Source organism: Biomaibacter acetigenes, assembly GCF_003691585.1.
Classification (GTDB): domain Bacteria; phylum Bacillota; class Thermosediminibacteria; order Thermosediminibacterales; family Tepidanaerobacteraceae; genus Biomaibacter; species Biomaibacter acetigenes.
In genome coordinates this window covers 3371010-3386406 of sequence record NZ_CP033169.1, presented here as the reverse complement: position 1 = coordinate 3386406, position 15397 = coordinate 3371010, and the positions used below count along the sequence as shown (strand labels likewise).

15 protein-coding genes are annotated in these 15397 nt (G+C 46.2%); 12 read left to right on the top strand and 3 right to left on the bottom strand.

All coding sequences use genetic code 11. From position 1 onward, the window contains the following. The first annotated feature begins 124 nt into the window (after positions 1-124). Positions 125-571: a hypothetical protein gene (locus D2962_RS17275; RefSeq protein ID WP_122015682.1), complete on the top strand. Its 447-nt coding sequence runs from the start codon at positions 125-127 to the stop codon at positions 569-571. Between the two features lie 86 nt (positions 572-657). Here the strand turns inward: D2962_RS17275 and D2962_RS17270 are convergent, their stop codons facing one another. Continuing rightward, positions 658-2910: a DEAD/DEAH box helicase gene (locus D2962_RS17270; RefSeq protein WP_122015681.1), complete on the bottom strand. Its 2253-nt coding sequence runs from the start codon at positions 2908-2910 to the stop codon at positions 658-660. Between the two features lie 244 nt (positions 2911-3154). Between D2962_RS17270 and D2962_RS17265 the strand changes: the two genes are divergently transcribed. Beyond that, complete coding sequence (locus tag D2962_RS17265) at positions 3155-4030, top strand: DUF4349 domain-containing protein (protein WP_162991283.1); 876 nt, start codon at positions 3155-3157, stop codon at positions 4028-4030. Between the two features lie 33 nt (positions 4031-4063). Here D2962_RS17265 and asnB read toward each other — a convergent pair whose 3' ends face one another. After that, positions 4064-5908, bottom strand: a complete 1845-nt coding sequence (gene asnB / locus D2962_RS17260; protein WP_122015679.1) for an asparagine synthase (glutamine-hydrolyzing) — start codon at positions 5906-5908, stop codon at positions 4064-4066. Between the two features lie 717 nt (positions 5909-6625). On the opposite strand from asnB, the gene hydG reads away from it, so the two are divergent. The 9 genes from hydG to D2962_RS17215 all read left to right on the top strand — a co-directional run bounded on the left by hydG (position 6626) and on the right by D2962_RS17215 (position 13554). Continuing rightward, complete coding sequence (gene hydG, locus D2962_RS17255; protein ID WP_222927603.1) at positions 6626-8056, top strand: [FeFe] hydrogenase H-cluster radical SAM maturase HydG; 1431 nt, start codon at positions 6626-6628, stop codon at positions 8054-8056. Between the two features lie 56 nt (positions 8057-8112). Then, entirely contained in the window at positions 8113-9255 is a 1143-nt protein-coding gene (locus D2962_RS17250) for an aminotransferase class V-fold PLP-dependent enzyme (RefSeq protein ID WP_122015678.1), read from the top strand. 123 nt (positions 9256-9378) lie between these two features. Then, positions 9379-10071: a DUF554 domain-containing protein gene (locus D2962_RS17245; protein ID WP_120765127.1), complete on the top strand. Its 693-nt coding sequence runs from the start codon at positions 9379-9381 to the stop codon at positions 10069-10071. Between the two features lie 54 nt (positions 10072-10125). Continuing rightward, positions 10126-10641, top strand: coding sequence for a DUF4446 family protein (locus tag D2962_RS17240; RefSeq protein ID WP_120765126.1), 516 nt, complete (start codon positions 10126-10128; stop codon positions 10639-10641). Between the two features lie 82 nt (positions 10642-10723). After that, the gene (locus D2962_RS17235) at positions 10724-11638 is read left to right on the top strand and encodes a peptidoglycan DD-metalloendopeptidase family protein (protein WP_245984805.1); all 915 of its coding nucleotides are present in this window, start codon (positions 10724-10726) and stop codon (positions 11636-11638) included. 12 nt (positions 11639-11650) lie between these two features. Beyond that, positions 11651-12061, top strand: coding sequence for a bactofilin family protein (locus D2962_RS17230; protein WP_120765125.1), 411 nt, complete (start codon positions 11651-11653; stop codon positions 12059-12061). A 44-nt stretch (positions 12062-12105) separates the two neighbouring features. Next, a complete protein-coding gene (locus D2962_RS17225; protein ID WP_122015677.1) occupies positions 12106-12990 on the top strand; it encodes a diacylglycerol/lipid kinase family protein in 885 nt (294 codons plus the stop codon). A 23-nt stretch (positions 12991-13013) separates the two neighbouring features. Then, a complete protein-coding gene (locus D2962_RS17220; protein WP_162991282.1) occupies positions 13014-13310 on the top strand; it encodes a YkuS family protein in 297 nt (98 codons plus the stop codon). 13 nt (positions 13311-13323) lie between these two features. Continuing rightward, positions 13324-13554, top strand: a complete 231-nt coding sequence (locus D2962_RS17215; RefSeq protein WP_120765122.1) for a YkuS family protein — start codon at positions 13324-13326, stop codon at positions 13552-13554. A gap of 82 nt (positions 13555-13636) precedes the next feature. Here the strand turns inward: D2962_RS17215 and yyaC are convergent, their stop codons facing one another. Further along, positions 13637-14203 (bottom strand): spore protease YyaC, encoded by a 567-nt coding sequence (gene yyaC / locus D2962_RS17210; protein WP_122015676.1) that lies wholly within the window; start codon positions 14201-14203, stop codon positions 13637-13639. Between the two features lie 146 nt (positions 14204-14349). Between yyaC and D2962_RS17205 the strand changes: the two genes are divergently transcribed. After that, the gene (locus D2962_RS17205) at positions 14350-15390 is read left to right on the top strand and encodes a YkvI family membrane protein (RefSeq protein WP_122015675.1); all 1041 of its coding nucleotides are present in this window, start codon (positions 14350-14352) and stop codon (positions 15388-15390) included. Positions 15391-15397: the final 7 nt, after the last annotated feature.

Genomic DNA, 15397 nt, shown 5'->3' with positions numbered 1-15397 from the left:
TTCATTTCTGTAAAATATGGCAGGAACTATAGTCGATGATACCGATGGAACCGGCTAAGGATATGATGAGAGTCTTGTTGAAATTTATTATGACATAAAATGGATTGAGGAGAGGATGAATAAAATGAAGCCTGTAAAGTTGAAAGATATAGTTGATGAATTAGAAATACAGATGGATGAATACAACAAATATCTCAACAAAGAAACCGGTGAAATAATAACTGTCAGCACTGAGGAACTATCCATTGCTGAAGAATCAGAAGAAGGTGATGACTTGTCGGATTACCCCGACTGGCAGAGAGATTCCATCAGGGACGCCCTTGATATAATAGAAAACTGGGAGAATTATATTGAGTTGCCGGACAAATGGGAGATAGATGAGTATGTTTTTCCAGAAAGGCGAGGATGGCCGAATATCTTTTATATAAATCCTTGTATCCGGGTAATACATGGTGGGATCTATCTCCCAACACATAAAGCATTGACCAGAGAAATGAGGCGAAAAGATAGCCGTATAGTCGGGCAGGAAGCCGTCAAGGTGCAGGAAGAAGGGCTACATGATAGACAATAATCATATTAAGATAGATAGGAAGACCATCAATATAACACATAGATAATTATACTATGCATTTTTAAGTAATTTAATTGAAAAAATGATTAATTCTTGCCGGCAATCAACTCAAGTATTTTTATGCTGCAATGCTTGTCTAATGGCTCATTATTATTACCACATTTATAAGACATTACACAACGGGGACACCCATCCTTGCAATCGCATTCTTTAACCAGTTCATACGCCTGTTTGGCAAGATCACCGAAGTGGCTGTACAGCCGCTCTGCAATACCTATTCCGCCGGGAAATCCGTCATAAATATAGATGGCCGGTTTTCCGCCGTAGCCGCTAACGATGGAAACGCCACCTACATCCCAATGGTCACACATGGCAAGAAGAGGAGTAACAGCGATTAAGGCATGTTCGGCGGCATGCAAACCGCCCTCCAGGTCGCCGGGAATGCCTTTAAGATCCATAATTTGAATCCAAGCGGCTACTGTATCGATCTTCACAGGCGGTATACCGTCAAGGTCACAATGAGAGATTACTTTGTCATAGGTCTTTAACATATAACCATATACCTGCTCGTTTACGGATACCCTGCCCAAATAAAGATTGTACCGAACGTGTTTTTCGACGCGGGTCACTTTATTTACCATGATGTCCGTTCTTGACAGGGTTGTAGTATAAAGATTATTTTTAGCAGGTTCGACAACTATTACACCTTCGTCAAGGTTAAATTCTTTGACTCTGTATGGTTCTGCCTGGTGCAGATAAATAGCACCTGGATGGGCTTCCATAATAGCCTGTCTTCGGCTTAATACTTCTAGAACATCATCGTCACATATGAGTTTTACTTCACCATCCTCGAAGGAAGACAGATTGAATTTACGGGCAGCGTTTTTACCATTGTAGGCATATTTCTTGCTTCTTCGGAAGGCTTTTTGCCGTATTCCGGTATAGTCGGTAACTAGATGGATGCTGTCCTCTTTAATCAACGATTTAACAGCCTCGATATAGCCTGCTCCAAACCACTCTTCATCTTTTTTTTCTAAAGGAAGTTCTTCTGCAGCACATTGTAGATGGTTCTTCAGGATGTAATCATTATCCAGTGTGATTATGGCCTGTTCCGATGGGTTGGCAAAGATAAATGATGGATTTTTAAGCAGAAAACTTTCGAGGGGACCGTTGAAGAAGATCTGTATCACCAGGGCATCCTGTCCGGACCGACCGGCCCTACCGGACTGTTGACGGAAGGAAGCCACCATGCCCGGCCACCCGGAAATGACTACGGCATCCAGGCCACCGATATCTACTCCCAGCTCAAGAGCATTGGTAGATGCTATCCCCCGCAGGCGACCTTCTTTAAGGTCTTTTTCCAAAGCACGGCGCTCTTCCGGCAAATACCCTGCCCGGTAAGGTGCAATCCCCGGTACTTCCTCCCCCGCCCACAGGGCAGTCAGTTCTGCCATCTTGCGGGATACAGTAAAACAAAGGGTTTGCATACCGGAGGCTACACAGTGAGCAAAAAGATCAGCTGCCTGTTGGTGCTCTGACCTGCTAGGATTTGCTCCGGTATCCCAGAGTACGTATGTCTTCTTGCCGTGGGCGCTGCCGTCATCATCGACCAGCTCAAATTGTTTACCCACTAATTTGTTAGCGTGTTCAACGGGATCTGCCATGGTAGCGGAAGCCAGAATAAATTGTGGGTCTGAACCGTAATAGCGGAGAATACGACGCAGACGCCTGATTAAAAGGGCGACATTTGAGCCATAGATGCCGCGATACCAGTGGGCCTCGTCGATTACAATAAACTTCAAATTGCGAAAGAAGCGTTCCCAAAGTCTATGCCAACCAAGGTATTGATGGAAAGCATGGGGGTTGCTGAGTATAAGCCGGGATTGGCCTCGAATGCGTCCACGCTCTTTTTTGGGGGTATCTCCATCATAGACAGCGATATTGAAAGCAAGGCCCATTTCCCGTTCCATATCGTAAAGCGATTTTAACTGGTCATAAGATAGAGCTTTCATGGGATAAAGAAACAGGGCCGTAGCATTTTTGTCATAACAGAACTTTTCAAGAACCGGTAGGATAAAAGCCAGGGATTTGCCGCTGGCGGTGGCAGTGGTTAGGACTACGTTTTTGCCTTCCCTGACTTTCCGGATAACCTCGGCCTGGTGGCTATATAGTTGGATGTCCTTGGCTGTGAGGTAGCTTTCAATTTTTCTCGGTAAGGGAGGGGTCAGACTGGCAAATCTAGCCTTTTGTGGCGGAACTTCATAAACTGATATTATCTGACCTTTGTACCACTTTTGATTTGCAAGAATTGAGAGGAATGACTTTATGTCAAAGGGCAAAAGATATCCTCCTCTCTTAGTGATGTAATTTGAGCAGGTTTAGATTGACGTGTCCATAGTTTGAACTATTATACTATACAACCAAATTGGAGCAATGTAAAGGTAAATTTTCTCAATTTATTTTCGGACAATTAATTCCTGCTCCAGTAACAGGATTTTTATTTTTTTTTAAAAAAGATGGAACTTTTTTTGTTTTTTTACGTCTATTCTATATAGTTGGAAGGAATTCTTGAGGAGGATGCTTATGAGAAGGATATATACTTTATTAACTGTTTTAGTACTGGTCGCTCTGGTATTTTCAGGCTGTGGGGCAAAGCGGCCCGGCGCAAATAAAAGTGAAGAAGCCCGGATGTCTTCTGCAGATCAATCGGTCGGTGAAGTTCAAACCACGTCAAACAGCACGGGAACGGCAAAAAGTTCTCTAGAGTCAATGGACAGAAAGGTTATAAAAAACGGAAATGTTCAATTGGAAGTAAAAGATTTAAAGCATACAGCAAACCAAATATTTACCATGATAAAAGAATATGGCGGATATATCCAGAGTTCTTCCACGCGAAATAATGAGAGGCAGATTTTCAGCGAGATTGTGGTAAAAGTGCCGTCTTCGCGATTCGAGGAGTTTTTCGGGAGATTGAAACAGATAGATAAACTAATCTATGACAGTATTTCTACCCAGGATGTGACGGAAGAATATATTGACAATCAAGCGAGGCTAAAAGTGCTCAAAGCCCAGGAGGAAAGGCTTGTAGCCTTGATGGATAAGGCCCAGAAGATTGAAGACCTTTTAAAGATCGAAAATGAACTTTCCAGGATTCGAAATGAGATAGAGCAGATTCATGGAAGAATAAATTTTCTTGATAAGGCCACGAGTTTTTCCACGGTAAATATCGGCATAAAACAGCCTCTTGTAAGTCATCCGGCGGCCGGCGGCATCGTGGATGGGATTTTCTATAACCTCAAGGATGGATGGGGCGCATTTTTTAAGCTGGTAGTCGATACAGTGCAGGCCATTGCATGGCTTTCTCCCTTCATAATCCTTGCTGCCATAATTATCCTCATCGTCAAAAAAAATAAGAAGTGGGGGACTTTCATAAATTTCTGGAAGAAGGATAAAAAATAATTGTTGGAGAGCAAAAAGAAATATTGTCGCCACTTATAGCACCATAACCCCGTATTTTCTCATCCAGAAGTCGGTCTGGATCAGGTAGGCGAAGAGCTGGGGGATGGTCATGAGCTGCCCGAACCAGGGGATATCGAGGTTGGAGGTATCGGCCCTGGTGAGGTCGAGGACGGCATTTTTATTTATAAAGGGCAGCAGCGGAGATTGAGTGTCATTTAAGATTTCCAGCATTTTATTCCTTACCGTTACCAGATATTCGGGATTATGGGTCTTGGGGTAGGGGCTTTTTTTGCGGTACAGGACATCCTGGGGCAGGGTCCCTTCCAGGGCTTTGCGCAGGATGCCTTTTTCTATGCCGCCCAGGCTTCGGATTTTCCAGGGGATATTCCATACATACTGCACCAAACGGTGGTCGCAATAAGGCACCCTGACTTCCAGGCCCGTGAACATGCTCATGCGGTCTTTCCTGTCCAGAAGGGTGGGCATGAAGCGGGTGACGCTGAGGTACGTTATCTCCCGGATACGCTTATCAAAGGGGCTTTCGCCGGCAAGGCGGGGGACTTCATCCAGAGCCTCATGGTAACGGTTTTTCACATATTCTTCAGGTTTGATTCTATCTATAAGCTCCGGGGAAAGGATGTCGGTTCTCATCTGCATCATGCGGGTCCAGGGAAAGGTGTCGGAGTTGAAGTCTTCGGGCCGCCGGAACCAGGGGTACCCGCCAAATATTTCATCGGCACCCTCGCCGGAAAGGGCCACGGTGGCATCCCTTTTTACTTCCCGGCAGAAGAGGTACAGGGATGAATCCACATCGGCCATGCCCGGCAGGTCTCTGGCCAGCACCGCATCCTCCAGGGCGGAGGCCAGGTCCCGGGTTTTTATCACCACGCGGTGATGCTTTGTGTCCAGAAAGGATGACACTTTTCCCACGAAATATGCATCGCTGTTGGGTTGAAATTCGCTGGCTTTGAAGTAGACATCGTTACCTGCATAATCCACGGAATATGTGTTCACAGGCTCCCGGCCGTCTTTCTTGAAAGCATACGAAACCAGGGCGGTGACGGCGCTGGAATCCAGGCCCCCTGAAAGCAGGGTGCAAACAGGCACATCCGATACTAACTGTCGCTCTACTGTATCTTTTATCAAGAAGGACACCTTTTCCGTCGTGGTCTTTAAATCGTCTTCATGAGGATGGCTTTCCAGAAACCAGTATTGTTGTATGCGGGTTCCACCCCTGTCATGGGATAGCCGGTATCCAGGCTTCAATTCCTCCACTCCCTTGAATACCCCACATCCCGGAGTCCTGGCGGGCCCCAGAGCAAAGATCTCCGCCAGGCCGGTGGTGTCCAGCTCGGGCTTTACCAGGGGATGGGCCAGCAGGGCCTTAAGTTCAGAACCGAATATGAAGGAACTCCCCCTTTTTGCGTAAAACAGAGGTTTTACCCCCAGGCGGTCCCGGGCCATGAATAGTTTCTGCCCGGCCTCATCCCATATACCGAAGGCGAATATGCCGTTTAGATGGTCCACACAATTTTCCCCCCAGGCTATATACGATACCAGCAGCACTTCCGTGTCGGAGCGGGAGGTGAAATGATACCCCATGGATTGAAGGTCTTTTCGAACATCATCGGTATTGTAAAGCTCGCCATTATAGGTAATGCAGTATTTGCAGCCGCCAACTTCCCGCACCATGGGCTGGCCTCCCCCCGCCGGGTCTACCACTATGAGCCTCCGGTGGCCCAGGGCTGCATGGGGGAAAAGCACATATCCGTTATCGTCGGGCCCTCTTTTAGAAAGGGTCTGGGTCATCTTTTCCAGTATGGACTTTTTTTGTGTCAGATCATCATCAAAATCTACCCAGCCGGTGATTCCACACATGATTATCCTCCCTTTCAGATAAATTTAAGATTATGTCCTGCAAGATCCTTTGCTGAACAGTATCAATAAATTTTTTTCAGAAAGAGTCTGACAAAGAATCAAAATGAAGTGGCGGGCCCGCGAAGGATTCCTATTGTCATATGACAATTTTTATCAATTGTTAGGTAATATCACTTATAAATTATTCTCTTTCTCAGGTTTTGGTGACTAAATGTAAGGTTTATTCTGGTTTAAGTCCGCTGCCGGGGATGGTCAAAAGTACCGGAAGCTTTCCGTTGCCGGTCTTGAGTTGGAAACAAGGAGTGGAGGAAGCTCCACATTGCATAAAAATTTGTTGCAGATAAGAATAATATAGAATATAATTAAATTAATAAACATTCCTGACGTGAGGGGAATCCTGAGCGAAGGGGGGAGAAAAATGGAAAGACTGTGTACATCTAAGGCTTTTCCTCCCGGAGGATAAAGCCTTTTTTGCATCTCAAGCCATAAGATATTAAATTTATTAGTAATGTTTGTTATGAAAGTGCTCATTTTCACAAATAGAATACAGACTTCTATCTTTGTACCTTATATATTATACGAAGTTAAATTATAAGGAGAGCTGTTACATCTAAGTTTTAACCCGGCACTGTCGATGCAAACCCAGAAGTGTGAAATTCACCATACTGGTACCAGCATGAGGTAAAATTACTATAATTTGGAGGGAAGTTGATAATTATGATAAATAATACCAAAGACCTGGAGACAATGAAGGCGGATTTTATTGATGATGAGGCTATAAACGAAGCCCTGGAAAAGGGTAAAAATATATCTGAAGAAGGCATAAGGGAAATATTTGCAAAGGCAAGGCAGGCCAGGGGGCTTGACCTTGATGATGTGGCATCGCTGCTTTACTGCGAGGATGATGAGCTTTTAAATGAGATGTACTCCATAGCCCATGAGTTGAAGAAAAAAATCTACGGCAACAGGATTGTGCTCTTTGCGCCGCTTTATTACAGTGATTACTGCATAAACAACTGCCGCTACTGCGGCTACAGGAGGGACAACAAGAACCCCAGGCGCCGCCTTTCCATGGATGAGGTGAGGTGCGAGGTGCAGATACTGGAGGACATGGGGCATAAGCGCCTGGCCCTGGAGGCGGGGGAGGATCCGGTAAACTGCCCTATTGACTATACCCTTGATGTAATAAAAACCGTTTATGATACCAAACTCAAAAACGGCAGCATCCGCCGGGTGAATGTGAACATCGCAGCCACCACCGTGGAGAATTACCGAAAGCTAAAGGACGTAGGTATCGGCACCTATATACTGTTCCAGGAAACCTATCACAGGCCTACTTATAAGTACATGCACCCTTCTGGCCCCAAAAGCGACTATGATTACCACACTACGGCCATGGACCGGGCCATGGCAGGCGGCATAGACGATGTGGGCATCGGTGTGCTCTTCGGATTATATGACTATAAATATGAGGTGCTGGCACTGCTGCAGCATGCTCAGCATCTGGATAAGGTCTATGGCGTAGGGCCTCATACCATATCCTTTCCCAGGATAAGGCCCGCCGCCGGTATCAGCATGGAGAACTTCCCGAACCTCGTGCCGGACAGGGAATTCAAGAAAATTGTGGCCGTAGTGCGCCTGGCGGTACCCTATACCGGCATGATACTGTCCACCAGAGAAAGGCCGGATTTCAGGGATGAAGTCATAGATGTAGGTATCTCCCAGATAAGCGCCGGGTCCTGCACCGGCGTCGGAGGGTATCATGACGAGATTTCCCACAAAGAAAGCAGCAGGGACCACGCCCCACAATTTGAAGTAAGCGACCACAGGACTCCAAACGAGGTTCTTTTATCACTGTGTATGCGCGGATACCTTCCCAGCTACTGTACCGCATGCTACAGGCAGGGTCGCACCGGAGACCGGTTCATGCAGCTGGCAAAGACCGGCAACATCCAGAACTGCTGCCTGCCCAATGCCATACTGACCTTCAAAGAATTCCTGATGGATTATGCTGAACCGAGGCTTCGGGAAAAGGGAGAAAGGGCAATCCAGGAGAGTCTGGAGCAGATCCCCAATCCAGCCATCCGGCAAAAGACCGTGGAGAGATTGGCCAGGATAGAACAGGGAGAAAGGGACCTTTATTTTTAATCAAATACTGGAATGAAAATATTTTTTGTGGTAAATTTATTTTGAGGTGCCTGTAAATGATATATTTCGATAATGCTGCCACCACATGGCCCAAACCGGAAGCTGTTTACGATGCCGTGGTGAATACCATGAAAAACTACGGGGCAAATCCCGGTAGAAGCGGCCACCGTATGGCTCTTTCTGCAGCCAGGATTGTATATGAATCGAGAGAACTCCTGGCAGATTTTTTTAATGCAAAAAGCCCCAGAGACATTGTATTTACATCCAATGCCACCGAAGCCCTCAACATGGCTATAAAAGGAGTATTAAAGCCCGGCGACCATGTCATAACCTCTTCCATGGAACACAATTCGGTGGCGCGTCCCCTTTTTGCCCTGCAGAAGATTGGTGTGGAATGGGATGTGGTGAAGTGCGATTCAAGAGGATTTCTGGACCCCGAGGATGTGAAAAAGGCCATAAAACCCCACACTCGCCTTATAGCCATGACCCATGCTTCTAATCTTACGGGCACCATCCTGCCTGTGGAAGAGGTGGGTAAAATTGCTCGGGAAAGGTGCATCCTCTTTCTGGTGGATGCGGCCCAGACCGCCGGGATTATCCCTATAGATGTGCAAAGGATGAATATTGACCTCCTGGCTTTCCCGGGCCACAAAGGGCTTTACGGCCCCCAGGGCACGGGAGGCCTCTATGTGCGGGAGGGAGTGGATATAACCCCCATCAAAGAGGGCGGCACCGGCAGCCTTTCAGAGCATCTGGAGCAGCCCCGTATGCTCCCCGACAGGCTGGAAAGCGGCACCCTCAATACCCCGGGTATAGCGGGCCTGGCGGCAGGGGTACGGTTTATAAAACAAAAAGACATTGAAAACATCAGGACCCACGAGCAAAAGCTCACCAGTAAATTCCTGGAAGGAATCAAATATAAAAAAGGTATTAGCCTTTACGGCCCCGGTGACCCGGCACACATGTGCGCAGTGGTTTCCCTGAACGTCATGGAACTTGACTCATCGGAACTGGCTTACCTGCTGGATAGTAAATTCGACATTCAGGTGCGCCCGGGGCTTCACTGCAGCCCCCTGGCCCATAAAACCATCGGCACCGGGGAAAGAGGAGCCGTGAGATTCAGCTTTTCGGTGTTTAACACTGAAGATGAGGTCGATGAGGCTCTGGAGGCGCTGGATATTATTTGCTCAAGGATTTGAAGATCTACCATATTGTAAAAAAATGTATCCGGGCTGAAAGTTGCTGAAGAGTCTTCCCCCTTGAAGCCCGGGGTGATATAATGGACTGGTATAAAAGCTAAATGTAAAAATGGGGGATAGAATATGCTGGGAACCATAGTAAATGCTGCCGCCATTATCGCGGGAACTATTCTCGGCAACTTTCTGAAGGGCGGTTTTCCCGAGAACGTAAAGAGCACCATCATGCAGGGATTGAGCATAACCGTCATGCTCATCGGCCTTTCCATGGCTTTGAAAAGCCGGAACATCCTGGTGGTGACCTTGAGCATTGTCATCGGAGCAATACTCGGAGAGGTCTTACAGATAGAAAACCGCCTTAACCGGTTCGGCCAGAGCCTGGAAAAAAGATTCGGGGACGGCGATGGGGATTTTACCAGGGCTTTTGTGTCCGCCAGTCTCATATACTGCGTGGGAGCCATGGCCATCATGGGCTCCATAGAAAGCGGCCTTACGGGAAATCATACCACTCTTTTTATAAAATCCATCCTTGACGGTGTTTCGGCGGTGGTTTTTTCCTCCAGTATGGGTATTGGAGTGGCCTTTTCAGCACTGCCGGTGTTTTTATACCAGGGGGGTATAACCCTTGCGGCTGCCTATGTGAAAGCCTTTCTCACCGATGCCATTATAAAGGAGATGACTGCCACCGGAGGGCTTTTGATTTTTGCCATAGGCATCAATATGCTGGGGATAGACGTCAACATAAAAGTGGGCAATCTTCTGCCCGCCATTTTTGTAGCCATTTTTTTGACCATGGCGTTTTCTCATTTACCGGTGTAATTTACATAATATCAAATCTAATATTATATCACTTAATTTTTTGGAGGAGTTACCATGGCTGTATCGGATTACATTGCAATCATAAACGACTTTTTATCTGTAAATCTTGATAAAGTTCTGCTGGCGCTCACGGCGGTTTCCCTTTTTACCCTGGTTGTTTTCATATTCGTCAATATAAAATTATCTGCCGTTACCCGGAGATACAACCAGCTCATGAGCGGTATGGAAGGTAAAAATCTGGAGGAATTGCTCATGAGCCATATAGCGGATGTCGGGAAAGTGAAAGACGATATGGACCGTCTAAAAGACAAAATGCAGGAGCTTGAAAAAGAGGGTAAACTGGCTATTAAAAAAATTTATATGAAACGATACAATGCTTTCCCGGATATAGGTAGTGATTTAAGCTTTTCGGTGATTTTTTTAAATGACCACAACACCGGGGTGCTTATTACCAGCATTTACGCCAGGGATGAGAACCGAATCTACCTCAAGCCCATAGTCAACGGCAGTTGCGATTATTCTCTTTCTCCCGAAGAAAAAGAAATTGTCTCCAGGGCCATAAGTGGATAATTTTTACTCAAGAGGAAGGATTTTTATTATATGGTGTCGAAATATAAAATAAGTTTATCCCAAGAGGTGGTGATGAACAGGAGTGAAAAAAAAGAAAGAAAAAGCCTTTACTTTAATGATCGTACCTCATTCCGGCAAATCCACTCTTTCTATTTCCATTCCAATCATCATTCTCAAGATTTTAGGGGGGCTATTTGCGGGGATCGTGGCGGCTGTTACAATATTTGCGGTGAATTTGTCCATTTCCTATAAAGAGATAAAAGCCAGCAACCAGGATCTCACGGTTAAGGTGAGGGATTATAACAAATTGCAGCAGCAGCTGGATTATTTTGTTAAAAAGACTCAAACCCTTGAAGAAAAGATGCAGAGTCTTGAAAAATTGGACAATGACCTCAGAAGTCTCCTGAAAAATGATCCTGCCTTAAAAAAAAACATTGACGCAAAGCAAGTGGCCGATAATGAAAGGAATTACATGCTGGCTTCTAGAGGCGGCATAGACCGGGAAAAAGCCATGCAGGACCTGCAGATTCTGGAATCCAAGCTGCCTCAGCAGGAGGAAAGCCTGAAAGAATTGAAAAATGCGGTGATACAGAGAAACCAGCGCCTGGCTTCTACTCCATCCATATGGCCCGTAGACGGCAGGATAACTTCGGATTTCGGCTACAGGAGATCACCCTTTGGTTTCCGGAGGGAATTCCACGACGGACTGGATATTGCGGCTCCTTACGGTACATCCATACGCGCTGCGGCTGATGGAATGGTAGTCTTTGTTGGTTACAAGCATGGGTACGGCAACATGGTCACCATAAGCCATGGCTATGGTTTTGAAACATCCTATGGTCACACCTCGAAAATCCTTGTGAAAAGAGGTCAGAAGGTTAAGAAGGGTCAGATAATCGCTAAAGTGGGGAATACCGGCCGAAGCACAGGACCTCATGTCCACTATATAGTCAGTGTAAATGGAACGCTTAAGAACCCAGCCAATTATTTACAATGAAGGAGGAAGGCGATGTTCGGCAAGAAAACTGAGGGGGTATCTATGAGCATGGACAAAGTTGACACTATTCTCGGTGCCGGCACAGAGTTCGACGGTAAGATAAAGGCAGCCGGTATTCTCAGGATCGAAGGAAAGGTCGAGGGAGAAATAGAAAGCACCGGTGATGTTATCATAACCGAAAGTGGTGTGGTAAATGCGGATATCAAAGCCCGCCATGCGGTCATAGCGGGTGCATACAGCGGAAATGTGTTGCTGGAGGGGAAGATGGAGATCAGGGCTACCGGCAAAGTAATGGGAGACATAAAAGTGGCCAGCCTCGTAATAGAAGATGGGGGCCTGCTGGAGGGAAAGTGTGAGATGCAGAATAAAGCCTTTGATAAAAGTTTAAAGCTGGTAAAAAATGAACAAAAAGCCGTGAATTAAACCCAACGAAAGTTGGGTTTTCTTTTGGCGGACAAGGGGGCAACATGAAGACATTATTTGTTGTGAATCCCGTGGCAGGCAGGGGTAAATGCCTGAAAATCTGGAATAATATCAAGTACCATATAAAGTTTCCATTTGATTTTGTATTTACGCAAGCTCCGGGAGAGGCTGCGGAGATAGCAGCCGGAGCCAGGAACCGGGGTTTTACAAGGGTTGTTGCTGTGGGCGGTGATGGCACCATATGCGAAGTGGGCAACGGGCTTGCGCTTTCCGATGTGGAGATGGGAATTATTCCGGCGGGAACCGGTAATGATTTTATAAGGACCATCGGGATACCCCAGGACCCAAAGGATGCCCTGGCTGTGCTTGAGCAGGGCCATACCCAGTATATTGACCTGGGCAGGCATGAAAAAGGTTTTTTTATTAATGTGGCGGGAGTAGGGCTGGATGCTGAGGTGGCCAGAGCCACCAATGAGGATGTGAAATTTTTATCTGGAACTCCAGCATATATTTTTGCACTTATTACGACTCTTATACATTTTTCGCCAAGGAAAGCCGTAGTGGAAGTTGATGGAAAAACATACCACCGAAAGCTCTGGCTGGCAGCGGTGGGAAATGCAAGCTTTTACGGCGGGGGAATGATGATCTGCCCCGATGCTCTGGTGGATGATGGTCTGCTGGAAGTATGCCTGGTGAATGATATGAGCCGCCTGGAAATTTTAAGGTTTTTGCCCCGGGTCTTCAGTGGAGGCCATAAAAGCCATCCTGCATTTGAAGTTTTCAGAGGAAAACAGGTTAAAATAAGTTTTGAGATACCCACCGCAGCGCATGCCGATGGCGACTGCATCGGCTGTACGCCGGTAAGTTTTTCGATAATGCCCAGGGCTCTGAAGGTGATAGGGAATAATTTTACTCACTTCCGAGGATAATAAAAATGGCGGAGGTGGTAAAAATGACCCGGGTCATTGCCCTGGAAGATGGCCTGGAGGATATAGGTGAGTATTTGAGAAGCAGGGGATATATAACGGTATCATGGAGAGAACCCAATATGGTGGTGGATGCCGTGGTATATACCGGAAGAAAGCTGGAAGATATTTATACTACCACTTACAACAGAGTGATAGACCCACTGTCGGGAGATACCAATGAGGAATTTCCGTACGGGGTTCTTCTGGTAAATGCCCAGGATAGGACTCCGGAAGAAGTGTATGAAATCATAAAAAACCGGGTTTACGAGCATTTTATTTAAAAGGAGTGGGGACATGAAAAGAACCGTAGCAGTGGATGATTCTCTTTCTCCAATAAAAAGGACCCTGGAGCGGGAGGGTTATGGTGTGACCCGCATGGGCGATGTAAAGGCCGATGCCGTCATCGTCAACGGCATTGATGATAATTTCATGGGGATGGAAGATATGATACAGAACATACCCGTCATCAATGCCCAGGGCAAAACAGCAGAACAGATTTTAGAAGAATTGAAAGCCAAACTATAAGTTTCGAGATTCGATGTTCGATTAAGAAAGAATTGCCGCAAGGCAATTCCTTTTATTTTTAATGCTTTGATTTAGGCCGTTTTTAGCTGAAAAATTTTGAGAGCCCCTTGTTTATGCCTTCAGAAATGATCTCCGCCATTTTCATAACCAGATAAAGGCGGGTATTTTGCAACACGAAATATTCCATAAATCCACCCACATTTACAATGCCGGTGATGTGAAAGTTGCCTACCGGGGGCAGGTCCTTGTTGACTCCGGCGCCCGGTTTTATGGAGCCCCGTGCAAGCTTTATGGTTCCCACGTTTTCGGAACGGCCCAGGGAAGCGTCTATGGCAATTATAAATGGGTCCGGATATTTTTCATTTATTTCATCCAGCACCTTTGCCAGATTCCCGGCATGGACAGGCTCGGACAAAGTCCCCAGAACCCTGGCATGGCTGCAGGATTTTTTTAACATTTCCCCCACCAGGGGGCCCAGGGAATCGCCCGTGGAGCGGTCTGTTCCTATACAAAGTATTATCACCGGCGAAGAAGCATGAGTTTCGCTGAGCATTCTAAAAAAGTATTCCGAAAAAATTTCCCGGGCGTATGGAGCGTCTATGTGAACTCTGAAGTCTCTTGGTTTGATAAGTGGATTTTCCAGAAGCATGATTTTCCTCCCGCATGCTTTTTATGTTAATATGATTATATGTAATTCCATAATTTAGTATTCCTTAGAATTATGTGTCATATTTCCGGGTTTTAATCATAATATGTTTTGAATGTGTTCTGCTTGTTTGATGGGAGGGGATTGCCATGAGTCTCAGGGATTGGGTCGATCTTGGATTTATCTATGCAGGCACCCTCATAGGAGCGGGGTTTGCTTCGGGGCAGGAAATAATGCGCTTTTTTACAGTTTACGGTAAAATGGGGCTGGCAGGCATTGTAATAACATGTATCTTGTTCTTTTTTCTGGGTAGCTTTATCCTCAGCCTTGCCATAAGACACCAGTCAGTTTCCATAAGGGATATACTGCTGCCCTTCTCCGGAAAAAAACTTATGCTGCTTTTTGAGCTTATATCGGACTTGTTTTTGCTGGGAGGCTATTACATAATGCTTTCAGGATGCGGAGCTGTGCTGTGGGAGGGCATGAAAATCCCTTACCTGCCAGCCGTTATTTTTCTTTGTATAGGCTGTGTGCTCTGGCTTAAGAACGGCGTAAACGGGTTGGCGGGGTTTAACAGGGTTATGGTACCGGTGATGGTAATCCTGACTTTTTTAATAGGTTACCACGGCCTGGAAGGTTTCAAGGACATGGCTTCTTTGATGGAAATGGTTCCGTCGGCCGGGAAGGGATGGCTTTTTTCCGCGCTGGTTTATGTAAGCTTCAACATGACATCCGGATGTGTAGTGCTTTCATCTCTGGGGACTTACACCAAAAAGCCCGGAGTAGTCTACGGGGCCAGTTTCATAGCATCTGTGACGCTGTTTGTCATGGCGACCCTGTTATATTTGATGACCTCGGCCTATTTCCGGGAGCTTTCGGGTGTGGAGATACCCCTCATGCACATCGCTTCAACTCTAAATATGAGCTTGTACTGGGCTTCCGTTATCATCCTGCTCTGTGCCATGCTGACTACAGCTCTTTCCTTTGGTTTTGCCTTTGCCCAAAGCGTATCCCGCAAATTCAGGATAAGTTTTGATCACGCCCTGCTCGGCCTCTTTCTGGGAGTGCCCTTTACCAGCTGGGGGTTTTCCAACCTGATAGGTTTCATCTACCCCTTATTCGGAATTGTCGGCATTTTTTTTGCATTTTTACTTTTATGCAGGAGGTTTTTTAGTTTTAAGATAGAATGATATAATA

Bases quoted from the DNA above. Each gene is read 5' to 3' on its own strand.
- D2962_RS17275 (WP_122015682.1), top strand. From the start codon at position 125: ATGAAGCCTGTAAAGTTGAAAGATATAGTTGATGAATTAGAAATACAG.
- D2962_RS17265 (WP_162991283.1), top strand. From the start codon at position 3,155: ATGAGAAGGATATATACTTTATTAACTGTTTTAGTACTGGTCGCTCTG.
- asnB (WP_122015679.1), bottom strand. From the start codon at position 5,908: ATGTGTGGAATCACCGGCTGGGTAGATTTTGATGATGATCTGACACAA.
- hydG (WP_222927603.1), top strand. From the start codon at position 6,626: ATGATAAATAATACCAAAGACCTGGAGACAATGAAGGCGGATTTTATT.
- D2962_RS17250 (WP_122015678.1), top strand. From the start codon at position 8,113: ATGATATATTTCGATAATGCTGCCACCACATGGCCCAAACCGGAAGCT.
- D2962_RS17245 (WP_120765127.1), top strand. From the start codon at position 9,379: ATGCTGGGAACCATAGTAAATGCTGCCGCCATTATCGCGGGAACTATT.
- D2962_RS17240 (WP_120765126.1), top strand. From the start codon at position 10,126: ATGGCTGTATCGGATTACATTGCAATCATAAACGACTTTTTATCTGTA.
- D2962_RS17230 (WP_120765125.1), top strand. From the start codon at position 11,651: ATGTTCGGCAAGAAAACTGAGGGGGTATCTATGAGCATGGACAAAGTT.
- D2962_RS17225 (WP_122015677.1), top strand. From the start codon at position 12,106: ATGAAGACATTATTTGTTGTGAATCCCGTGGCAGGCAGGGGTAAATGC.
- D2962_RS17220 (WP_162991282.1), top strand. From the start codon at position 13,014: ATGACCCGGGTCATTGCCCTGGAAGATGGCCTGGAGGATATAGGTGAG.
- D2962_RS17215 (WP_120765122.1), top strand. From the start codon at position 13,324: ATGAAAAGAACCGTAGCAGTGGATGATTCTCTTTCTCCAATAAAAAGG.
- yyaC (WP_122015676.1), bottom strand. From the start codon at position 14,203: ATGCTTCTGGAAAATCCACTTATCAAACCAAGAGACTTCAGAGTTCAC.
- D2962_RS17205 (WP_122015675.1), top strand. From the start codon at position 14,350: ATGAGTCTCAGGGATTGGGTCGATCTTGGATTTATCTATGCAGGCACC.